We start from the raw sequence: 22,691 nt of genomic DNA, 5'->3' as shown, positions 1-22,691 counted from the left end.
GAGAGTTCACGTTACCGAGAGTCCGCCGAAAAACCAGCAACGGTCCCGACGACGACGATCGCCGGAGGCCTGATGCCCTCGGCCTTGACCTTCTCGGCGACGGTCGCCAGATCGGCGCGCACTTCGCGCTGCGTTCGCATCGTTCCCTCCTGAACCACGAGCACCGGCGTCGACGCGGGCCTGCCGCCGTCGATCAGAACCGTCGCGAACTTCTCGATGCGTTCGACGGCCATCAGCAGGACGATCGTGCCCTTCAGTTTCGCCAGGGCGTTCCAGTCGACGAGCGAGTCCGGGTGATCGGGCGCGACGTGACCGCTGACGACGACGAACTCGTGCGTCACACCGCGGTGGGTCACGGGAACCCCGGCAGCCGACGGAACGGAGATCGCGCTCGTGATTCCCGGTACGACCGTGACCGGTACGCCTTCGGCCGCCAGCGCCTCCAACTCTTCGTAGCCGCGCCCGAACACGTACGGGTCGCCGCCCTTGAGCCGGACGACGAACTTGCCTGCCTTCGCATGGTCGATCAAGGCCTGGTTGATGGCCTCCTGCGCCATCGCGCGACCGTACGGAATCTTGGACGCATCGATGACCTCGACGTGCGGTCCGAGCTCGGCGATCAGCTCCGGCGGCGCGAGACGGTCGGTGACGACGACATCCGCGTACGCGAGGAGTTTGCGTCCGCGAACCGTGATGAGATCCGGATCGCCCGGACCACCGCCGACGAGTGCGACGCCGGTATGCGGCGTGTCCGTCGAGTCGGCGATCAGCCCGGAGTGCATGGCTTCGACGACGGCGTTGCGCACCGCCGCGGATCGGCGATGGTCACCGCCGGCCAGAAGACCGAGGGTGAGCCCGTCGTACTCGGCCGATGCCGGGGTGACGGCCGTGCCGTCCCGCGCGATGTCGGCGCGGACGCAGAAGATTCTCGACCGCTCTGCCTCTGCGACGATCGCCGCGTTGGTGCCGGCCTCGTCGGTGCATGCGATCGCGTACCAGGCGCCGTCCAGATCCCCGTCGGCGTACTCGCGCAGTTCCATCGTCATCTGCCCGAACGACGCCATCGCCTCCACCGCGGGCGTCGCCGCGCGCGTGATCACGTGGACCCGAGCACCCGAGCTGATCAACAGCGGCAGCCGTCGCTGCGCCACGGTGCCACCACCGACGACGACGACGCGTCGACCCGACAGATTCAAGCCGACGAGATAGGGAGAGTCGGTCGCATCACCTTCGTTTTCGATCACGGAAGGCAACTTACCGCCCTCGTGTTACGCGCTACCGTGCGCGTGTAACACGCTTCTCGTCCCATACCGGCTCGTCGGATTCGTAGACCTGTCCGTCGGATCCGAAGACCAGGAATCGGTCGAAACTCTTCGCGAACCAGCGGTCGTGCGTGACGGTGATCACGGTTCCCTCGAACGCGGCGATGGCGTCCTGCAGGGAGTCCGCCGACAGCAGATCGAGGTTGTCGGTCGGCTCGTCGAGCAGAAGCATGCTGGCGCCCGACAGTTCGAGGAGCAGAATCTGCACCCGCGCCTGCTGTCCGCCCGACAGGTTGTCGTACACCTGCTCGGACGCCGACGCCAGTCCGTACCGATCGAGTGCGCGACTGGCTGCCTCGCGTCCCATTCCGTCGCGGTGCTCGTTACCCATGTGCAGGATGTCGAGCAGCGTCTTACCTGCGAGGTCGGGTCGTGTGTGCGTTTGCGCGAACAATCCCGGCCGAACCCTCGCGCCGAGAACAGCGGTACCCGTGTGCGGCACCGGGGTGAGTTCGAGTTCCTGGACGGGCAGGTGTTCGCGTTCCGGGTCGGTCCCACCGCCGGCAAGCAATCGGAGGAAGTGCGACTTGCCCGAACCGTTCGAGCCGAGCACCGCAACGCGATCGCCGAACCAGATCTCGGTGTCGAACGGCTTCATCAGTCCGGTCATCTCGAGGTCGGTGCACACGAGCGCGCGCTTCGCGGTGCGGCCGCCGTGCAGACGGACGGTCACCTTCTGCTTCAGCGGCACGGCCTCCGGTGGGCCTGCCTCCTCGAATCGGGCGAGACGCGTCTGCGCCGCGTGATACCGCGCGGCGACGCCGTCGTTGAACTTGGCCTTCTCGCGCAGGCGCAACACGAGCGCACGAAGTTTGACGCGCTCCTCGTCCCATCGACGTCGTAGTTCGTCGAGTCGGGCGTTCCGGTCCTCGCGCGCCCGGTAGTACGTGTCGAACCCGCCGCCGTGCACCCACGACGACGCCCCAGCCGCTCCCGGCTCGAGTGTGACGATGCGCGTCGCGGCGTTCGCGATCAGCTCACGGTCGTGACTGATGAACAGAACCGACTTGGGCGATTCGCGAATCGTCTTCTCCAGCCAGCGTTTTCCCGGTACGTCGAGGTAGTTGTCCGGCTCGTCGAGGAGTAGAAGTTGGTCGGGTCCGCCGAACAACGCTTCGAGCACCAGCCGTTTCTGCTCGCCGCCGCTGAGTGTCGCTGCGGTACGCCATTTCGCCCGATCGAACGGCATGCCGAGGGCTGCCATCGTGACCTCGTCCCAGAACGGTTCGATGTCGTAGCCGCCGACATCGCCCCAATCCGACAGCGCCGAAGCATATTTCAGCTGCGTCTTCTCGTCGTCGGCCTCGATCATCGCGTTCTCGGCGGCATCGAGTGCCTTGCAGCGTGACGAACAGCAGGCGCCGCCACCGACAGCAGCAAGTCCCGCACCGTCGAATCGTCACGGACCTGGCCGACAAATTGACGCATCACACCGAGCGAACCCGACCGCGTCACCGATCCGTCGTCGGGTTCGATGTCGCCGGCGACGATGCGCGTCAACGTCGTCTTGCCGGTTCCGTTCGGCCCGATCAGGGCGGTTTTCGCACCGTCGCCGACCCGGAATCCGACGCCGCCGAGCAGTTGCCGCCCGTCGGGAAGGAAGTAGTCGATGTCGGTCAGTTCGAGATGAGCCACATCGGCCAATCTATGTCAGACGGTCAACTTCTTTTCCGCAGTCTGTTCGAGCGTCTGCCTGCCGACGACGTCGACGTGCGCGTGTTCGACTCTCACCGAGGCAGTTTCGCCGTCGGTGGTGAGCAACATGACGCCGTTGTCGAACCATGGCCCGGCTTCGGCCTCCCAGGCCACGTCGACGGGTGGAACTTTCGCGGATCGCGCGAGGCGGCCGAGCAAGCGCGCGACAGGCTTTCGGATGGCCAGCCGGTTCACCGCGCGAATCGGCAGATCCAGCGGATTGCGGAACGGCGACATCGTCAGCTGATAGGTCACCGGGACGTTCTCACCGCCGACCCCGAAATCGGCGCGCGCCACGTACGAGCAGTGCACGTCGCCCGAGAGCCACAGGATGGAGGCGGGTGGATCGTCCGTTCGACTCAATTCCCGCGTCAGCGTTGACATGTCGACGAACGATTTTCCGAACGCCGCCCAGTGCTCCAGATCCAGCGCGATCCGAAGCTTCTCACCGACCCAGGACATCCGGCGACCCCAACTGCCCTGTGCCACCGCCTCGTTCCACTGTTCCAGGTGATGCAACGCGGGCAACATCAAGAACGGAAGCGACGATCCGAACAGCACGTGACGCGACGGGCTCTCCAGCGCCCGCTCACGCACCCAGGCCCACTCGGCGGCGTCGACCATGCGCCGATCGTCCGGGTCGAGACTCCGCGAACACCGTGAGTCGATCATGATCAACCTCGTCGTGCCGAAGTCGCGATAGAAGCTCCATCGGCCGGTCTCCGGATGCTCGTCGACGCGCAGCGCGAAGTCCGCGAGCAACTTCTCCCGCTCGGCGTCCGAGGTCGCGGAACGAACCTTCTCGTAGAGCTCGTCGCGCGACAACTCGTCGGGCGACAGGTTGCCGAGGTGCTGATAGACCCAGTACGACGAGAACGCGCCCACGACCCGGTCGTGCCACCACGGCCTCGTCTCGATGTCCGCCCGCCACGACGCCGACGAGTTCCAGTCGTCGCGGAGGTCGTGGTCGTCGAGGATCATGCACGACGGCACGCTCGCGAGCAGCGTTCGGACAGGTTCGACACCCCACGACTCGTGGTAAAGCCACGAGTACTCCTCGAAATCGCAGATCTCGTTCTCGGCTTCGGTACCGCGGGCTCCGGCCGGGCCGTCGCCTGCGGCGCGTCGGGCGTGCAGGCGCTCGAGAATCTCCGGTGACGGATCGTCCGCGTAGACCTGGTCGCCCAGGAACAGCAACGCCTGCGGCCACTCGCTCGGGTCCTGGGTGCGCATACGGTTGCCGAGACCGGCGAGCGCGTCGGCGCCGATACGCTGCAGCGATTCGTCGCCGTAGTTGTCCCCGCGTCGGCACGAGCCGAGGGCGAAGGTCACCGGACCCTCGGGGTCGCACGTGTGGATCGCGGCGGTATCGGAGACCGGCCACACCTGGGTGCCGTCGAACAGCACCTCGTAGGTGATCGTGGTGTTCGCGGGCAGGTCGGTGAGCGCGACGAGTGCATAGTGATGGCCGTGCACGCCCCAGGTGGGCACCTCCACGTGTTGCCCCACCGACGTCCGCACCTCGACGGCACCAGGGGTGTCGAATTCGAACCAGAAGGTCGCGTCGTCGGCACCGACGTAGCGAACCAGCGGGCCGAGAACGAGGGGCGAGGATTTCATCTTTCACACAGTGCACCGACGCGGCGAATTGCGCCAGTCAGTGCAGGACAGGAAGCTTGTTCGCAAGCCGATCGAGGTAGGCCAGCACCTCGGCTTCGGACTTGTCGGGCATGCCGTAGACGACCTCGGTGACGCCGAGCTCGCCCCATCGCGCGAGCTTGGCGACGTCGGGCTTGACATCGAGCACCACGATCTCCGGGTTGCCGACGCGTCCGCCGTCCCGCCACATCTGCTGCAGCCGCACGACACGGGACTCGATGTCCTGCTCACCCGGCGTCGTGATCCACCCGTCCGCCGACTGCACGATCCACGCGAAGTTCTTGTCCGTGCCTGCTGCTCCGACGTAGGTCGGAATCGCGTCGCCTCGAATCGGTTTCGGCCACGCCCAACTCGGCCCGAACTCGGCGAACTCGCCCGAGTACTCGGCCTGCTCGTCGGACCACAACGTGCGCATGGCGGCAAGATATTCGCGCAGCATCGTCCGTCGACGCTTCGGCGGCACGCCGTGGTCGGTCAACTCGTCGACGTTCCAGCCGAATCCGACACCGAGCACGACCCGTCCGCCACTGAGATGATCCAGCGACGCAATCGATTTCGCGAGAGTGATCGGATCGTGCTCGACGGGTATCGCGACGGCTGTGCCCAGCCGTATCCGCGAGGTCACCGCAGCTGCCGTCGCGAGCGACACCCAGGGGTCGAGGGTGCGCGCGTACCGATCGTCGGGAAGCGACGCGTCACCGGTCAGTGGATGAGGCGCCTCTCGTCTCACCGGGATGTGCGTGTGTTCGGGTACGTAGAACGAGTCGAACCCCAGGTGTTCCCCGGCCGCTGCAGCGGCGGCAGGGGTGATCCCGCGGTCGGAGGTGAACAGGACGAGGCCGAAGCGCATGCTCGCATTAGAACGTGTTCTAGTCTACTGCGCAAGCAAGTGCGATACTGACCGCTCCGATGTTCGTCTTCGGGGTGACGACGCGTCCGCCGCCGCTTCCGAGAGTCGCGGCAGCCTCGGCAACGCTGGCGGTCCCGGTTTCGCGCCGCACACGGGCCGACGGGTTCGGCACGGAGACCCGGTTCAGCTGCTCCGCGGTCCACGACGTCGACGAGACCCCCAGCGCAGCCGCGACGGGCGCCAGGACGTCCGCCTTGGTGTCGATCGTCGCGACGGACACCAAGGTCCGATCCGCTCCGACGACGGCGAGAATCGCGTCGACGATGCCGTCGATCGGGGCGTTGCTGGACGCCCCGACTCCCGCGACGACGCGGTCAGTCACGGGACGCGAACCGCGCGCAGGCAGCGACGAAACGCGCAACCGATTCGGGCACACCCGCCGGATGAGTGTGCAGATACGACGCGTGCACGTTGCCGTGCACGAAGCCCTCCCGCACGACGTTCTTCCTGGCGGCACGGCTCGGGTTGCGCCATCCCCAAGCAGCCGTCGGATTCTCGTCCGCGACGTCGACGAGCATCGTGCGGTGGAATTCGTGTCCGGTCACCCGTGCGCCCGCAGGGAACAGCACCGAGTCGTGCAGTGCAGCGGCGTCGCGGTAGCCGAGTGTCAACGACGCCGAGAAGCGGGCATCGACGTCGATCACCCCGGCCATCGCATGACCGTCCAGACTGCGCGAAAGATACAGCAGCCCAGCACATTCCGCATGAATCGGCATTCCGGCGGCCGCGGTACGGCGAATGTCCGCCAACAGGAGCTCGTTCGACGCCAGCTGCTCGGCATGCTCCTCCGGAAAGCCACCGGGAACGACGACACCGGCCGTGCCGGCGGGGAGCCCGTCGGTCAACGGGTCGAACACCGTCACGTCGGCGCCGGCTGCCCGCAGTAGTTCGACATGCTCGGCGTAACCGAACGTGAACGCCGGACCACCGGCTATGGCGACGACAGGAGCCTGCGACACGGGCGTGCCCACCTCGTCGGCCGGGTTCCACGCGGCCGTCGAGACCGACGAGGCAGCCAACGCACGGAGTGCGTCGAGATCGACGTGTTCGGCTACGAGCGTCGCCATGGCATCGACCGCCGCGCCTGCGGACTGCCCGTGTTCGACGGCGGTGATCAACCCGAGATGCCGTGAGGGCACGGCCAATTCGGACATTCGCGGCAGCACGCCGAGTACCGGAATGCCGACGCGGTCGCACGCATGTCGCAGCACTTCCTCGTGACGCGGACTTCCGACGCGATTCAGGATCACCCCGCCGATGCGCACCGAGGAGTCGAACGTCGAAAAACCGTGCAGCACTGCGGCGAGACTCTGGCTGTGTCCCCGCGCGTCGACGACGAGCACGACGGGTGCACCCAGCATCGAGGCCACGGATGCCGTCGATCCCTCGGCCGACGCGTCACCCGCGCCGCTGGGGTCGATCTTGCCGTCGAACAGTCCCATCACGCCCTCGACGACGGCGATGTCGCACCCGTCACTTCCGTGCCGGAACAGCGCTCCGATGCGGTCGGCGCCGACCATGACGGCGTCGAGGTTACGTCCGGGCAATCCCGTCGCAAGCGAGTGATATCCGGGGTCGATGTAGTCGGGTCCGACCTTGAACGGGGCGACGCGATGGCCTGCGGCGCGCAGTGCACCCATCAATCCCGTTGCGACCGTCGTCTTTCCGCTTCCCGACGCCGGGGCCGCGATCACGACCGCGGGGACACTCACCACTCGATCCCCCGCTGGCCTTTGCGGCCCGCGTCCATCGGATGCTTGACCTTGGTCATCTCCGTGACGAGGTCGGCTGCGTCGATCAGTGCCTGCGGGGCGTCGCGGCCGGTGATGACGACATGCTGGTTGCCCGGCCGATGCGTCAGCACCTCGACGACCTCGTCGACGTCGACCCATCCCCACTTCAGCGGATACGTGAATTCGTCGAGGACGTAGAAGCGGTGCGTCTGCTCGCCCAACCGGCGGGCGATTTCGCGCCAGCCATCGGCTGCTGCCGCCGCGTGGTCGACGTCCGAACCCTTCTTGCGGGTCCACGACCAGCCCTCGCCCATCTTGTGCCATTCGACGCCGCCGCCGACACCGGACTGCTCGTGCAGTTCGCCGAGCGTCCGGAACGCAGCTTCCTCGCCGACCTTCCACTTCGCACTCTTCACGAACTGGAAGACACCGACATCGAATCCCTGGTTCCACGCGCGCAGAGCCATGCCGAAGGCAGCGGTGGATTTGCCCTTCCCGGGCCCGGTATGGACCGCGAGGACCGGCTGATTGCGGCGCTGCCGCGTCGTCAAGCCGTCGGCAGGCACGGTTCCTGGCAGTGGTACTCCCTGTGGCATGTCGCGCCCCCTACGCCGCGGCGCGGACGACGGCCGCGACCTGCTCCGCCGACAGGTCGGCGAGTCGCACGTATCCCCCGGCAAGATGCTCGGCGAATTCGCGCGCGAGATCGAGCCGGACCATGCCCGTCTCGCAGTCGACGACGACCGAGGCGGTGCCGTCCGCCGCAATCCGTGATGCGGCGATGCGCGCTCGCTCGACGGGGTCGACTCCCCCGGTCGCACGACCGTCGGTCAGCGCGACCACGAGTGCGCGGCGCAGCGGGTCACGTACCTTCTCCCGCTGGACCACCTCGCGCGCTGTCAGAAACCCCTGTGCCAGCGGCGATCTGCCGCCGGTCTTCATGCGACGCAGGCGGGTGACCGCGACGTCGACGCTCGACGTCGGCGGCAGCACGACCTCGGCGTCGCGTCCACGCACCGTGATGACGGCAACCTTGTCTCGCCGCTGGTACGCGTCGCGCAGCAGGGACAGGACCGCGCCCGTCACCGCCGACAGCCGATCACGCGCAGCCATCGAGCCGGAGGCGTCGACGACGAAGACGATGAGGTTGCCTTCCCTCCCCTCGCGAAGCGCGCACCGCAGATCGGCCGGCTCCAACCGGAACCGTCCAGCAGTCCGACCGCGAGCGACCTGCTGCTCGGCGGCAGCGAACAGGGTACCCAGGAGGTGAATTCCCTTGTCGCGCTCCGTCGTTGCGCGCACGACACGACCCTGCGAGGACCGAGAACGCGACCGACGCCCCGGAGCGCCTTCCCCGACGCCGGGGACCTGCATCAACCGCGCACGGAACTGCGACCCGGGAGCCGCCGCCTGCTTGTCACGCGAGTTGTCGCCGCTCTGTTGCCGTTCAGGCGCGTCCGAGCCGTTCGACTCGGGAGATTCGCCGGCAGGGGGCGGCGGCGCGCCTCCCCCGTCGGGATCCGGATCGGGCTCGGGTTCGGGCTGCTGCTCCGCCTGCTCGGCTGCGTCACGCATGGCGTCGTCGAGGGCGCTCTCGTCGATTCCCGGTTCGTCGAACGGATCTCGCCTGCGACGGTGCGGCAGCGCGAGTTCCGCAGCAACGCGGACGTCCGATTCTTCGACGGCCGCCGACCCTCGCCACGCCGCGTGGGCCGTCGCCGTGCGTGCGACGACCAGATCCGCGCGCATGCCGTCGACGTCGAAGGACGCACACAGCGCTGCGATCCGTCGTAGTTCGGTGTCGCTCAACACGACGTCGTCGATGGCCGCCCGGGCAGCGACGATACGAGCGGCGAGATCGGCGTCCTCGTCGGCGTATCGACCTGCGAACTCGGACGGATTCCGTTCGTAGTCCAGACGTCGTCGGATGACGTCCATGCGGGTGTCGACGTCTCGCGAGGCCGTCACGTCGACCGCGAGACCGAAACGGTCCAGCAACTGCGGTCGCAACTCGCCCTCTTCGGGGTTCATCGTGCCGACGAGCACGAATTGTGCTGCGTGAGAATGGGATACACCGTCGCGCTCGATGTGGACGCGCCCCATCGCGGCCGCGTCGAGCAGCACGTCGACGAGGTGGTCGTGCAGCAGGTTCACTTCGTCGACGTAGAGCACGCCTCGGTGAGCCGCGGCCAGCAGACCGGGTTGGAACGCGCGTTCGCCGTCGCGCAGCACCTTCTCGAGATCCAGCGAGCCGACGACGCGATCCTCGGTGGCGCCCACCGGTAGTTCGACGAGACGGGCCGGACGGCTACCGCCCTCGTCCTCGACGGCGGGCAGAAGCGTCGCGAGTGCGCGCACCACCGTCGACTTCGCGGTGCCCTTCTCACCGCGCACCAGCACACCGCCGATGCCGGGGTGCACGGCGCAGAGAATCAAGGACAGCCGGAGCTGATCCTGACCGACCACCGCACTGAACGGATATCCGGGCTGCACGACACACTCTCCTTCATCCCTCGGACTCCTCGCCGAGGACTGGGACGGCCCACCGGGATCGGTGGGCCATGACGCGCCGCGCGGTGATCTGACTTCCGAGTGCCCACGGGCCTTCGGTACACAGTGGCGGGACCGCGCCTGAATCACACAGGACTTCCCCGCATCGGCGTGTCGATCGGTTACTGCACGACTCCAGGCTTCGCTCCAGAGTCTTCAGGCTTCGCTCCAGAAACTTCAGGCTTCGCTCCACGGCGAACCGCCACCACGACGCATCGGGGTGTGCGGAATGCCGTCTTCGAGCACTTCCTCGCCATCGGGAAGGAAGCCGTGCTTGGCGTACATGTCGACGAGGTAGCTCTGCGCGTTGATGCGGCACGGAGCCGAGCCGACCTCGGCGAGAGCGGCCCGCAGAATACGCGTCGTATGCCCCTGCCCTCGGGCCGAGCGCTGCGTGCACAGACGCCCGATCCGGAAGGACTTCTCGCCGTCGTCGTGTTCCTCGAGCAGGCGCAGCGTGCAGACGACGTCGCCGTCACGCTCGAGCCAGAAGTGACGGGTCTCGGCGAGCAGATCTCTGCCGTCGAGCTCCGGGTACGCGCACGCCTGCTCGACGACGAACACCTCGACACGCAGCTTGAGCAAGTCGTACAGGGTCTTGTTGGACAGATCCAAGGCCCAGGATCGCTTGAGGGCAGCCGCTTGCGTAGTCATCTGCTGTTGCTATCACACACCGGTGGGCTGTGCGAGCCGGGTGGTCTCGTCGAGCTGCAACGTCTTGGACGTCCAGTCGAAGACCTCACGGAACAGCGCAGGCTCCTCGGCGAGCTTCTTCCCGAGCGACGGAACCATCTGCGTGAGCTTGGGCTGCCAGGCCGTGTAACGGTCGCCGAAGCAGCGCTTGAGCACGTCGAGCATCGCGGGCACGGCGGTCGACGCACCGGGCGACGCACCGAGCAGACCGGCGATGGATCCGTCCGCAGCGTTGATGACGGCGGTGCCGAACTCGAGCACGCCGCCGCGCCCCTTCTTGCGGATGACCTGCACGCGCTGTCCGGCGGTGACGAGCTCCCAGTCCTTGCCGATCACCTGGGGCGCGAACTCGCGCAGCGTCTCCACGCGGTCGGCCTGCGACTGCGCGAGCTCGCCCACGAGGTACTTGACCAGACCGAGCTCGGTGACGCCGACGCCGAGCATCGACATCAAGTTGCCGGGCTTGACCGAGCCGGGAAGATCGGTGAACTTGCCCTGCTTGAGGAACTTCGGCGACCAGCCTGCGTACGGTCCGAACAGCAGTCCCGGCTTGCCACCGATGACGCGAGTGTCGAGGTGCGGAACCGACATCGGAGGTGCACCGACCGACGCCTTGCCGTACACCTTCGCCGAGTGCTGGGCGATGAGGTCGGGGTTGGTGCACCGCAGCCACTCGCCGCTGACGGGGAATCCGCCGAAGCCCTTGATCTCGGCGATGCCGGACTTCTGCAGCAGGTGCAGCGCCCCGCCGCCCGCGCCGACGAAGACGAACTTCGCGTTGACGGTCTTCTTCGCGCCGGTACGCAGGTTCGTGATCTTGACGTCCCACGTGCCGTCGGACTGCTTCGAGATGTTCTTGACGTCGGTGCCGAAGTGGACGGTGCCGCCGGACTCGGACACGTAGTTCAACAGCTGACGCGTCAGAGCGCCGAAATCGACGTCGGTACCCTCGTCGCTCCAGTTCAGGGCGACGGGATCGGAGAAGTCACGACCCTTGCCCATCAACGGCAGACGACGGGTGAACTCGTCGGGGCTGTCGATGTACTCCATGCCCTCGAAGAGCGGGTTCGACGCCAGAGCGTCGTACCGAGCGCGCAGGTACTTCACGTTGGATTCGCCGTGCACGAAGCTGACGTGCGGAATCGGGTTGATGAAGTTCTTCGGATCGGACAGGACACCGGATTCGATGCTGTGGGCCCAGAACTGTCGCGACACCTGGAACTGCTCGTTGACGTTCAACGCCTTGGCGATGTCGACCGAGCCGTCCTTGTTCTGCGGCGTGTAATTGAGCTCACACAGGGCCGAGTGGCCGGTGCCCGCGTTGTTCCATGCGTCACTGCTCTCGGCTGCCGCCGCGTCGAGCCGCTCGTACACGTCGATCGACCATTCCGGCTCCAGCTGCCGCAGCAGCGCACCCAGAGTGGCACTCATGATTCCGGCGCCGACCAGGACCACGTCGGTCTTCACGTTCGTGACCTGCTGTTGATTCGACCGCTGTTCATTTGACACTGGAGTTTCGACTTCCTTTGTCCGTGAGTTCTCGGCTACCGAGTGGTGTACGAATGGCGGTTACGTTACCCGTCCGTACGACACCGTTCCGACGCCCTTTGCGCAATACCTCGATTGTGCTCCTCGTGACGCCCCTGCCGTGACCACTACAGTTGTGATCTGTGACTACCTGGATGCCCGATGTCCTCGGCGACGGCTACGAGCAGACGACCATTCCCCTCGGTGACGACCCGGACGGCGAAGGCCAGGTCGAGGCCACCCTCGTCCGCTATCAACCGGCCGATTCCCCGCCGTTCGAAAAGGCGGTCGTCTACGTTCACGGATTCACGGACTACTTCTTCCAGCAGCACGTGGCCGAGTTCTTCGCCGCGCAGGGCTACGCGTTCTACGCGCTGGACCTGCGTAAGTGCGGCCGCTCGCTGCGCGACGGGCAGACCCCGCACTTCGTGACCGACCTGTCCTTCTACGACGCCGAACTGAACGCCGCGCTCGGCATCGTGTCCGCGGAGCCGAGCGGTCGGTCCATCGTGCTGGTCGCGCATTCCACCGGCGGATTGATCCTGCCGCTGTGGCTCGACCGGCTGAACCGTCGGGAAGGCGGAAGCGCGGGCCTGGGGATCGCGGGCGTCGTTCTCAACAGCCCGTGGTTCGACCTGCAGGGACCTGCCGCGATCCGCAGCGTCGGCACGACCGCCATCGACGTCATCGGACGATTCAGGGCCAAGACTCCGGTGCCGGGCCAAGGGCTCGACACCTACGGCCGTTCACTCGCCAGCTCACACGAGGGCGAGTGGACCTACAACCTCGAATGGAAGCCTCTGACCGGCTTCCCCGTCAGGTTCGGGTGGATCCGCGCGATCCGGCACGGACACGCCGCACTGCACCACGGACTCGACATCGGAGTACCGTCGCTGATCCTGCGCTCGAAGGTGACGCATTTCTCACGGAAGTACAGCTCGAGGACCGACGTCGCCGACGCCGTCCTCGACGTGCAGCAGATCGCGCGCTGGGCAGGCTGCCTGGGCGACCGAACGACCGTCGTTCCGATCGAAGGCGCGCGCCACGACGTGTTTCTCTCGCAGGAGGAGCCGCGCGCACGAGCATTCGCCGAAGTCGACGAATGGTTGGGCTGGCTCGACCGCAGCCGCGTCGAACACCCGTCGGGCAAGAACCACACCGAGATCGGAGCCATTTCGTGAGCGACCGGAAACACTTCGACCTCGTCGTCATCGGATCCGGTTCCGGCAATTCCATCGCCGACGAACGCTTCTCCGACATGAAGATCGCCCTGTTCGAAGAACATTCGCCGTTCGGCGGCACGTGCCTCAACGTCGGATGCATCCCGACGAAGATGTTCGTCTACGCCGCCGAGGTCGCCCAGACCATCCGTGACTCCGCGCGCTACGGGATCGACGCGTCGATCGACAAGGTTCGATGGGAGGACATCGTCGATCGCGTCTTCGGTCGCATCGATCCGATCTCCGAGGGCGGCAAGCACTATCGCGAGAACGGCAGCCCGAACGTCACGCTGTACTCCAGCCATGCGACGTTCGTCGGACCGCGCACCATCGACACCGGAACCGGCGAGATCATCACCGCCGACCAGATCGTCGTCGCAGCAGGTTCGCGCCCGATCATCCCGCAGCAGGTGCGTGACAGCGGCGTGCCGTACCACACGAACGACGACATCATGCGGTTGCCGACGCTGCCGAAACATCTCGTCATTCTCGGATCCGGTTACATCGCAGCAGAATTCGCGCACGTCTTCGGTGCACTGGGATCCGAGGTGTCGATCATCGCTCGCAAGGACAACCTGCTGCGCGGACTCGACCCGGACATCTCCGACCGGTTCACCGAGCTGGCACAGAAGTACTGGGACGTCCACCTCAATGTCGGCGAGTCCACGGCGATCTCGGAAGACGGCCAGGTCGGCGTCCAGCTTCGCGACGGGGACAAGGTACTCGGCGACGCGTTGCTCGTCGCCATCGGTCGTGAGTCCAACGGCGACCGCATCGGCGCCGAGGCAGGCGGCATCGAACTCGACGACGGCCGCATCGTCGTCGACGAGTTCGGACGCACCAGCGCCGAGGGCGTCTTCGCGATCGGCGACGTCTCGTCGCCGTTCCAGCTCAAGCACGTCGCCAACCACGAGGGTCGCGTCGTGCAGCACAACCTACTGCAGCGCACGTGGGACGACACCGCGAAGTTCCAGGCGTTCGATCATCGCTTCGTCCCCGCCGCGGTGTTCACGCACCCGCAGATCGCCGCGGTCGGCATGACCGAGCTCGAAGCCCACAAAGCCGGTCTCGAGATCACGGTGAAGATCCAGAATTACGGCGACGTCGCCTACGGCTGGGCGATGGAGGACCGCGAGGGATTCGTCAAGATCATCGCCGAGAAGAAGACGGGACGCATTCTCGGTGCCCACATCATCGGCGATCAAGCTCCGACGGTCATCCAGCCGCTGATCCAGGCGATGAGCTTCGGGCTCACGGCGCCCGAGATGGCCCGAGGTCAGTACTGGATTCACCCGGGTCTGCCGGAGGTCGTCGAGAACGCTCTGCTGGGCCTGTAGTGCCGCTGCGCGGCTCGTGCGTGGATAGTCGGCCATGGGCCGACTATCCACGCACGGCGCGTCACCAGGGGCTGGTGCGTAGCGTGATCTCCGTCGCGAGTTCCGCAGTGGCGCCGGCCGGAATCGAATCGACTCCATCCAGCTGCACTACACGGAAATCCGAGTACACGACGCGGCCGCTGGCGTCGGCACTGCCGCGCCTCAGCGAACTCGAGATGACGAGCGTCGTCGGCAGTTCGACCGGCGGGCAGTCCGCGGCGCGGACGACACCCTGATCGTCGGCGACGGCGGGATGCCCCCGATCGCACACGACGAGACTCGCGAAACGGCCGAACGTCCGCGCGGCGAGACTCCACGCCAGTTCCGCCCCTTCCCCACTGCCCACGAGATGCACCCACGGGAGCGACAGCTCGTCGAGAACGGCAAGAACCGTTTCGTGGTCGAGACCCGTTACATCTTCCACCGCAACGGTTTTCAGGTCCGAGTTGTGCAGCTTCTCGGCCACCTCGTCGTACACGTCGGGGGCGTCGCCCACCGCGGGAAGCAGCAATACGGTGTGCCTCGACTCCGGGCCCGCCACGCGCACCGAACAGCGTCCGCCGAGGGCAGTCACTTGCTTGTAATCCATGGGTCACGACGCTACTGCACCGCACGCGGGTGGATTCGCATTCGGTTCGCGAACGCAGCGCTCGGTGCCGTCGACACTGACCGCCGAACCAGGACGACGTCAGAGGTGCACGACGCCGCGCTCGATGACCTCGAGCACGGCGTCGACGTCGAGTCCGTCGGCGACGAGATCGGCCAACAGATCCAGCTGCTGCTCGCGCATCGCTGCGACGACGGTGTCGTCCGCCACCTCGAAGCCCGTCCGTCCAGCGCGACGCGCGGCCCAGCGCAGGAAAGCCCGTCGAAAGACATCCGACTCGAGCACACCATGCCAATGAGTACCGAGGACCGAACCGCGCACACTGCCCTCGGGGCGACCGTCGTCGTGGACCAACAGGTTCGCATCGTTGGAGTGCACGACCCGTCCATGATGGATCTCGTACCCGGATGCGCCGTCGGCGTCGAAGAACGAAGATCGACCCGACACGCGATCCAGCACTTTGTCGGCATGGAATTCGATTGCGAGGTCGAGCAATCCGAGCCCGTCGACCCGGCCAGTGGACGACTCGACTCCGTCGACGATGGTCTTCCCGAGCATCTGATAGCCGCCGCACACACCCAGGACGGGTTTGCCTGCCCCGGCGTGCGCGAGGACGGCGTCGGCCATTCCGGTCCGGCGCAGCCATTCCAGGTCGGAGACCGTCGACTTGCTACCGGGGACGACCACGAGATCGGCGTCGACGACGCGGGACGGCTCGGTCACCCACTGCACCGACACACCGGGTTCGCACGCCAGCGCCTCCACGTCCGTGGTGTTCGAGATACGGGGCAATCTGACGGCAGCGACGCGTAACCACGTGGCACCGACGGGAGGTCGCGGCCTCCCCACCGGCGCATCGGCGACGGTGCCCAACGAATCCTCGGCGTCCATCCACAGACCGTCGGCGTACGGGATGACGCCGAGAGTCGGCTTGCCGGTGAGGCGTTCGAGTTGGTCGAGCCCCGGCGCCAGCAGCGCCTGATCGCCGCGGAACTTGTTGATGACGAAGCCTTCGATGTGCGCCTGATCCTCGGGCGACAGCACCGCGACCGTGCCGTACAGATGCGCCAGCACTCCACCGCGGTCGATGTCGCCGACGATGATCACCGGAAGCGACGCCGCGGTGGCCAATCCCATGTTCGCGAGATCCGTTGCACGCAGATTGATCTCGGCGGGCGAGCCCGCACCCTCGCAGATGACATAGTCGAATTCCTCACGCAGCGAGGCGAGTTCGTCGGCGACGACCGCGCGCAGAGCCTGCCGATGTTCGATGTAGTTCGACGCCGACACCTGAGCCGTCGCCCGGCCACGAACCACCAATTGCGACGTACGGTCGCTTCCGGGTTTCAGCAGAACAGGATTGAACCGGACGCTGGGCTCGAGGCCGCACGCGCGCGCCTGCAACGCCTGCGCGCGACCGATCTCACCGCCGTCGAGCGTGACCACGGAATTGTTCGACATGTTCTGCGCCTTGAACGGGGCGACCGACAGACCCTTACGCGTCAGCAGGCGGCAGATCCCGGCGACGAGAACACTCTTTCCCGCATCCGACGTCGTCCCCGCAACCAGCAGGGCTCCACTCACGGCCGTTCTTCTCGATTCATTCCGCAGGCTCCACTCACGGCAGTGTCAGGATTTCGGCACCGGTTTCGGTGACGACGAGAGTGTGCTCGAATTGCGCCGTCCACTTCCGGTCGCGAGTCACGACGGTCCAGCCGTCGTCCCACATCTCGGCCTCGATGCCGCCGAGGTTGATCATCGGCTCGATCGTGAAGGTCATGCCCGGCTCGATGATCGTCTCGACCGACGGCTGGTCGTAGTGCAGCACGACGAGACCGTTGTGGAACGTCGTGCCGATGCCGTGTCCCGTGAAATCTTCGACGACGCCGTAGCCGAACCGGTGGGCGTACGACTCGATGACACGGCCGACGACGTTGAGCGCACGGCCTGGCTTGACGGCCTTCACAGCCCGCATCGTGGCCTCGTGTGTGCGCTCGACGAGAAGTCGCACGTCCTCGGAGACATCGCCGGCGAGGAACGTCGCATTGGTATCTCCATGCACGCCGTCGATGTACGCGGTGACGTCGATGTTGACGATGTCACCGTCCTGAATCACCGTCGAATCCGGAATGCCGTGGCAGATGACCTCGTTCAGAGACGTGCAGCAGGACTTCGGAAAATCCTTGTAGCCCAACGTCGAAGGGTAGGCACCGTGGTCGATCATGTACTCGTGCGCGATGCGATCGAGCTCGTCCGTCGTCACTCCCGGTGCGACGGCTCTACCTGCCTCCTGCAGGGCCTGCGCCGCGATCTTCGACGCAACACGCATCTTCTCGATGACCTCGGGCGTCTGCACCCACGGCTCGTTGCCCTCGACGGCCGTCGGCTTCCATGCGTACTCCGGCCGTTCGATCGCCTTCGGCACGGAACGGATGGGCGATACGACACCCGGCACGAGTGGCTGACGGGGCTTGCTCTCGGCGGTCACAGACATGGGGATTAGGGTAGTCCGTGCGCCTGCAGCACCCGTGCGTGCGTGGTAACAGCGTAGGCAAACCTGCACGCACGGGTACCGCAGACGCTTACAGTGGACCCGTGCCGACCACCGATCTGCTCCGCCCCCGCGATGGGGACGCGCTCCGCGCCGAACTTCGTCACGTCGTGAAGGCCTCGGGCGTGCCGGTGGTGTTCGGCGGTGAGGTGTCCGCGACGACGCTGCATCTGACCGAGTTCCACGGCACCCGCACCCGCGGCCTGGACGGGCTGACTATTCCGAGCATGTTCGGGCTCGGTGGCCGGGTCATGGATCAGCTTCGCCCGGCCGCGGTCAGCGATTACGGAAGCTCGGAATACATCACCCACGACTTCGACCAGCCCGTGCTCGGAGAGGGCCTTCGGTCCATCCTGGCGGTGCCCGTCGTCGTCGCCGGCACCTCGCGCGCTGTCATGTACGCGGCCGTGAGGGAACGTGGGCCGATCGGCGATCGCGTCGCGACGTCGATGGTGCAGGCGTCGCGACGGCTCTCCCGGGAGATCGAGGTACGCGACGAGGTGGATCGACGGATACGCATGCTCGCCGCGAGGACCGTCGACACCGAATCCACGGTTGCCGGTGAGATCCTGCGAGATGTACACGCCGAACTTCGTACGCTGACACCGAAAGCCGACGACGCGTCCCTGCGGTCGTCGCTGACGCAGCTGTCGGAGCGCATCGCTCGCGCCTTGCATCAGGACGCACCCGACGGCACGGTGACGCTGTCCGCGCGGGAGATCGACGTGCTGGCGCAGATCGCGCTCGGGTGCACCAATGCGCAAGCGGCCGAACGGTTGTCGCTCGGGCCCGAGACGGTGAAGTCCTATCTGCGGTCTGCGATGGGCAAGCTCGGCACGCGGTCGCGTCACGAAGCGGTCGTCGCGGCTCGACGTCACGGCCTGCTGCCGTAGGACTTCAGGCGTAATAGCCGGGGGGCAGCTGCTCGAACATCTCTCGGGTCACCGCGACGGCATTGTCCGAACTACCGCCGCGCACCACGAGCGTCGCGAAGGCCAGGTCACCTCGGTAGCCGACGAACCAGGCATGTGATCCGCCTTCGACCTCGGCCTCACCGGTCTTGCCGTACACCTCGCCCTGGTCGGCGATGCGTTCGGCCGTGCCGCTCGTGACCACCGACCGCATCATGCCGCGAAGGCCGTCGACCATCTCGGGCGTGATGGGCGGATGGTCGCCCTCGACCTTGGTCTCTCGACCCACGATCAGGTTCGGCACCGGCGTCGAACCGTGAGCGACCGTCGCCGCCGCGAGGGCCATACCGAACGTGGAGACGACGACCTTGCCCTGACCGAACCCGTCCTCGGTGCGCTGCACCAATTCCTCTGCGGGAGGAACGGATCCGCTGTCGGTCGGCAGTCCCACGACCTCGTAGTCGGTTCCGATGCCGAACTGCGACGCGGCCACCGTCAACGCGTCGGGCTGCATCTCGCTGGCGAGCTTCGCGAACGAGGTGTTGCACGACCGAGTGAACGCCGTGCCCATCGACACGTTGCCGAGCGAGAACTCGTTGTAGTTGGGGACGCTCCGCTCGCCGATCGTGATTCGGCCCGGGCACGGCACGATGGTGTCAGGACCGGCCAGACCGTTCGAGATCGCCGCACCGGCGGTGACCATCTTGAACGTCGATCCGGGCGGATACAGACCTGCCGATGCCACCGGCCCGTCTCGATCGGCTTCCTTGTTCTGAGCCACGGCGAGCACGGCGCCTGTCGACGGCTGGATGACGACCGTCATCGCCTGCTCGACGCGAGCATTCACGGCGTTCTGGGCGGCAACCTGGACGTTGCGGTCGAGACTGATCGAGAACGACGGGGCAGGCTCGGGCGGCGTATCGGTGAGCACGTCGATCTCGACGCCGTTGCGATTCACCGTCACCACGCTCCAGCCGGCTTTGCCGTCGACCTCGTCGATGACCGTCTTCTTCACCTGCGACACCAGATCCGGCGCGAACGTCCGGTCGGTGGAGATCAGGTCGGATTCGTCCGACGCGGTGACCCCCGGCAGCGCCGTCAGCGCTGCGGCGACGGTCTTGTAGTCCTCGTCACGCAGCAAGGCGACGGGATAGTCACCCTTGGTCGACGTCGCCGACTCGACGATGCTCTGCGCCGAGATCGTGTTGTCGAACGGCGCCAGGAGTCTCGCCAATCCCGTGGCTGCCGAGACGATGTCGCTCGACTCGGACGCATCGATCTTGATGCGGTGCACAGTTCCGGGAACGAGAACATCGGATCCGGATCGTTCGTTGACACGAGCCCGAGGAGGAGCCGTCGAACGCAGCGCCATCGTCTGCGTGTCGCCGAGGCCGGGGTGAATGTTCGTCGACGACCACCGGACACCCCACTGGCCGTCGGTGCGGCCCATCCGAAGTTGGCCGTCGTAGGTCCAGACCCGGTCCTTCGGCAGATGCCAGTCGTAGGTGAATCCCACGGTCGCCGTGTCGCCGTTCACCTCCACGGAAGTGGTTCGCGCGTCCAGTGATTGGGCCTGCAGGTTGTTCCACGCGTCGTTCAGGGCCGTAGCGGCCGCGTCCGGACGGTCGGTGTCGGCCGACGCGGTGTCGATGTCGCGTTCGGAGAACGCCGCGAGAAACGCCTGAGCCGCGGGTTCCGGACCGTCGGGACCCGGTGTGCAGGCGGAGATCGAACCGACGAGGACGACGCCCACCACCACAGTTGTTGCACACCGGCGAACGCGCCGAACATCGGAGAATCTCATCGCGCTCATCGTAGATCGCCGGTGCCCCACCGTCGCCGAACGAATCGCGGTCAGTCGAGGAGAACTGTCGTGAACGTGGCCACCTGTGTCAGACCGATGCGTTCGTATGCGCGTCGTGCGGCGTAGTTGTAACTGTTGACGTACAGGCTCGCGACGCGTCCGCTCCGCACGACCGCGTCGACGACTGCGGCGGTGCCCGCGGATCCGAGGCCGTTCCCTCGGTGCACCGGATCGACCCAGACGCCTTGAATCTGCCCGACCGACGCGGACTGCGACCCCACCTCGGCCTTGTAGACGACTGCACCGTCCTCGAACCGCGCCCAGGCGCGTCCTGCCGCGATCAAGCTGGCGATGCGACGACGGTAACCGCGGCCACCGTCGTTGGCACGAGGGTCGACGCCGACCTCTTCGATGAACATGGCAACCGCGGCCGCGAGGTACACGTCGAGTTCGTCCGCGCGCACGAGACGCACGTGCGGATCCGCGGGATACGACGAGTACTGCGACGTCGCCAACAGCGGTTGATCGCTGCGAAGTTCGCGAGCCGCACCCCAATCCGCCTCGAGCATCTCCCATAGCGGCAGCGTCAGCTCCGCCCGCCCGACGAGCGACGAACACATGCGCGGACCGCGACATGCGCGGTCCGCGAACGATCGAAGGTCGTCCGTCGACCCGAGAAGGGGCACGAGATTCGCGCCGTAGAAACACAACGACTCGTCGGGGCCGCCCCGGCTCCACAGCTCACCGTGGAACGATCGAGGATCCAGACCGGACTCCTGGACGCGTGCGGCGATCATGCAGGACGCGATCGGGTCGGCGTCCAGCACACGCAGCACATGGGCAGTGTCCTTGCTGCCCAATGGCTTCGCGCCGAGGAGCTTGAGCACCGATGGTCACCTCCAGATCAACGCGTGCCTCGTCCGTCGATGACAGCGTGCCAGACGCAGGCCGAGAAGTGGGCGATTCAGCTCACTGTCACGACCGGCGCGCCTGCCTCGGCGCTTCCGTCTTCGTCGAATTTGTCGGCGATGCGCATAGCTTCCTCGATCAGGGTCTCTACGATCTGAGCTTCGGGGACGGTCTTGATGACCTTGCCCTTGACGAAGATCTGGCCCTTGCCGTTACCGCTCGCCACACCGAGGTCGGCGTCGCGCGCCTCACCCGGACCGTTGACGACGCATCCCATGACGGCGACGCGCAGCGGAATTTCCATGCCTTCGAGACCTGCGGTCACCTCGTCGGCCAGTGTGTAGACGTCGACCTGCGCACGGCCGCACGACGGGCAGGACACGATCTCCAGCTTGCGCGGACGCAGGTTGAGCGACTGCAGAATCTGGTTGCCGACCTTGATCTCCTCGGCCGGCGGAGCCGACAGAGAGACACGAATCGTGTCGCCGATGCCCCGTGACAGCAACGCGCCGAACGCGACGGCCGACTTGATGGTGCCCTGGAACGCGGGACCGGCCTCGGTGACACCGAGGTGCAACGGATAGTCGCACTGCGCCGCCAACTGTTCGTACGCCTCGACCATGACGACGGGGTCGTTGTGCTTGACCGAGATCTTGATGTCGCCGAAGCCGTGTTCCTCGAACAGCCCCGCTTCCCACAGCGCGGACTCGACGAGCGCCTCGGGCGTCGCCTTGCCGTACTTCTGCATCATGCGCTTGTCGAGCGAACCGGCGTTGACACCGATACGGATCGGAATGCCCGCATCGCCCGCAGCCTTTGCGACCTCCTTGACCCGCCCGTCGAACTCCTTGATGTTGCCCGGGTTGACGCGCACCGCAGCGCACCCGGCATCGATCGCGGCGAAGATGTACTTGGGCTGGAAGTGAATATCTGCGATGACCGGGATCTGGCTCTTCTTCGCGATGGTCGCCAGCGCGTCGGCGTCGTCCTGCGTGGGGCACGCCACCCGAACGATGTCACAGCCCGACGCCGTCAACTCGGCGATCTGCTGCAACGTGGCGTTGATGTCGTGAGTCTTGGTGGTGCACATCGACTGAACCGAGATGGGATGGTCACTGCCCACCCCGACCGAACCGACCTGCAGCTGACGAGTCTTGCGACGAGGGGCGAGCACGGGTACCGGCGGTGCCGGCATGCCGAGTCCGACGGGAACAGTCACTTCGA

The 22,691-nt window shown here is 66.4% G+C and carries 18 protein-coding genes, 1 pseudogene and 1 riboswitch; of the genes and pseudogenes, 3 read left to right on the top strand and 16 right to left on the bottom strand.

The features are described 5' to 3' along the window. Positions 1-11 precede the first annotated feature (11 nt). The 10 genes and pseudogenes from cobA to mqo all read right to left on the bottom strand — a co-directional run bounded on the left by cobA (position 12) and on the right by mqo (position 12,029). A complete protein-coding gene (gene cobA, locus HQ354_RS08200) occupies positions 12-1,244 on the bottom strand; it encodes a uroporphyrinogen-III C-methyltransferase (RefSeq protein ID WP_222634590.1) in 1,233 nt (410 codons plus the stop codon). 31 nt (positions 1,245-1,275) lie between these two features. After that, positions 1,276-2,957: pseudogene (locus HQ354_RS08195) on the bottom strand (ABC-F family ATP-binding cassette domain-containing protein). Between the two features lie 15 nt (positions 2,958-2,972). Continuing rightward, positions 2,973-4,637 carry an alkaline phosphatase D family protein gene (locus HQ354_RS08190; protein ID WP_068428679.1) on the bottom strand — a complete coding sequence of 555 codons (1,665 nt, stop codon included), beginning with the start codon at positions 4,635-4,637 and terminating at the stop codon, positions 2,973-2,975. Between the two features lie 37 nt (positions 4,638-4,674). Next, on the bottom strand, positions 4,675-5,526 hold the full coding sequence (locus HQ354_RS08185; RefSeq protein ID WP_068428676.1) for an LLM class F420-dependent oxidoreductase: 852 nt from the start codon (positions 5,524-5,526) through the stop codon (positions 4,675-4,677). A 19-nt stretch (positions 5,527-5,545) separates the two neighbouring features. Further along, on the bottom strand, positions 5,546-5,908 hold the full coding sequence (locus HQ354_RS08180) for a cobalamin biosynthesis protein (protein ID WP_068428673.1): 363 nt from the start codon (positions 5,906-5,908) through the stop codon (positions 5,546-5,548). Beyond that, positions 5,901-7,298 carry a cobyrinate a,c-diamide synthase gene (locus HQ354_RS08175; protein WP_374107323.1) on the bottom strand — a complete coding sequence of 466 codons (1,398 nt, stop codon included), beginning with the start codon at positions 7,296-7,298 and terminating at the stop codon, positions 5,901-5,903. Before HQ354_RS08175 ends, HQ354_RS08180 begins: the two co-directional genes overlap by 8 nt. Then, on the bottom strand, positions 7,295-7,915 hold the full coding sequence (cobO, locus tag HQ354_RS25515; protein ID WP_068428667.1) for a cob(I)yrinic acid a,c-diamide adenosyltransferase: 621 nt from the start codon (positions 7,913-7,915) through the stop codon (positions 7,295-7,297). The genes HQ354_RS08175 and cobO overlap by 4 nt, the downstream gene beginning before the upstream one ends. A 10-nt stretch (positions 7,916-7,925) precedes the next feature. Beyond that, a complete protein-coding gene (locus tag HQ354_RS08170) occupies positions 7,926-9,812 on the bottom strand; it encodes a VWA domain-containing protein (RefSeq protein WP_222634592.1) in 1,887 nt (628 codons plus the stop codon). A gap of 60 nt (positions 9,813-9,872) precedes the next feature. Beyond that, a riboswitch (cobalamin riboswitch) is annotated at positions 9,873-10,018 on the bottom strand. A gap of 28 nt (positions 10,019-10,046) precedes the next feature. Then, on the bottom strand, positions 10,047-10,523 hold the full coding sequence (locus tag HQ354_RS08165; RefSeq protein ID WP_068428661.1) for a GNAT family N-acetyltransferase: 477 nt from the start codon (positions 10,521-10,523) through the stop codon (positions 10,047-10,049). A 12-nt stretch (positions 10,524-10,535) separates the two neighbouring features. Next, positions 10,536-12,029: a malate dehydrogenase (quinone) gene (gene mqo, locus HQ354_RS08160; RefSeq protein ID WP_308115148.1), complete on the bottom strand. Its 1,494-nt coding sequence runs from the start codon at positions 12,027-12,029 to the stop codon at positions 10,536-10,538. 203 nt (positions 12,030-12,232) lie between these two features. Here mqo and HQ354_RS08155 point away from each other — a divergent pair, with 203 nt between their 5' ends. Both HQ354_RS08155 and mtr read left to right on the top strand, forming a co-directional pair. Then, entirely contained in the window at positions 12,233-13,270 is a 1,038-nt protein-coding gene (locus HQ354_RS08155) for an alpha/beta hydrolase (protein ID WP_222634593.1), read from the top strand. After that, positions 13,267-14,646, top strand: coding sequence for a mycothione reductase (gene mtr / locus HQ354_RS08150; protein ID WP_308115147.1), 1,380 nt, complete (start codon positions 13,267-13,269; stop codon positions 14,644-14,646). Before HQ354_RS08155 ends, mtr begins: the two co-directional genes overlap by 4 nt. Before the next feature lie 61 nt (positions 14,647-14,707). On the opposite strand, the gene HQ354_RS08145 is transcribed toward mtr, so the two are convergent. From HQ354_RS08145 to map, 3 genes are all read right to left on the bottom strand, one after another. Further along, entirely contained in the window at positions 14,708-15,274 is a 567-nt protein-coding gene (locus HQ354_RS08145) for an alpha/beta fold hydrolase (RefSeq protein WP_222634594.1), read from the bottom strand. Positions 15,275-15,373: 99 nt separating this feature from the next. Continuing rightward, the gene (locus HQ354_RS08140) at positions 15,374-16,876 is read right to left on the bottom strand and encodes a cobyric acid synthase (RefSeq protein WP_167677225.1); all 1,503 of its coding nucleotides are present in this window, start codon (positions 16,874-16,876) and stop codon (positions 15,374-15,376) included. Positions 16,877-16,910: 34 nt separating this feature from the next. Continuing rightward, positions 16,911-17,786 (bottom strand): type I methionyl aminopeptidase, encoded by an 876-nt coding sequence (map, locus tag HQ354_RS08135; protein WP_222634595.1) that lies wholly within the window; start codon positions 17,784-17,786, stop codon positions 16,911-16,913. Between the two features lie 101 nt (positions 17,787-17,887). Here map and HQ354_RS08130 point away from each other — a divergent pair, with 101 nt between their 5' ends. Continuing rightward, the gene (locus tag HQ354_RS08130) at positions 17,888-18,736 is read left to right on the top strand and encodes a LuxR C-terminal-related transcriptional regulator (protein ID WP_167677229.1); all 849 of its coding nucleotides are present in this window, start codon (positions 17,888-17,890) and stop codon (positions 18,734-18,736) included. A gap of 4 nt (positions 18,737-18,740) precedes the next feature. Here the strand turns inward: HQ354_RS08130 and HQ354_RS08125 are convergent, their stop codons facing one another. The 3 genes from HQ354_RS08125 to ispG form a co-directional block, all read right to left on the bottom strand. Next, the gene (locus HQ354_RS08125; protein ID WP_167677231.1) at positions 18,741-20,558 is read right to left on the bottom strand and encodes a penicillin-binding transpeptidase domain-containing protein; all 1,818 of its coding nucleotides are present in this window, start codon (positions 20,556-20,558) and stop codon (positions 18,741-18,743) included. Positions 20,559-20,608: 50 nt separating this feature from the next. Then, a complete protein-coding gene (locus HQ354_RS08120; protein WP_068428638.1) occupies positions 20,609-21,445 on the bottom strand; it encodes a GNAT family N-acetyltransferase in 837 nt (278 codons plus the stop codon). Between the two features lie 77 nt (positions 21,446-21,522). Then, positions 21,523-22,686, bottom strand: a complete 1,164-nt coding sequence (gene ispG / locus HQ354_RS08115; RefSeq protein WP_167677233.1) for a flavodoxin-dependent (E)-4-hydroxy-3-methylbut-2-enyl-diphosphate synthase — start codon at positions 22,684-22,686, stop codon at positions 21,523-21,525. Positions 22,687-22,691: the final 5 nt, after the last annotated feature.

The organism is Rhodococcus sp. BP-261, assembly GCF_019835205.1.
Taxonomy (GTDB): domain Bacteria; phylum Actinomycetota; class Actinomycetes; order Mycobacteriales; family Mycobacteriaceae; genus Rhodococcoides; species Rhodococcoides kyotonensis_B.
The sequence above is the reverse complement of the archived record's forward strand: the minus strand, read 5'-3'. Positions and strand labels throughout refer to the sequence as shown.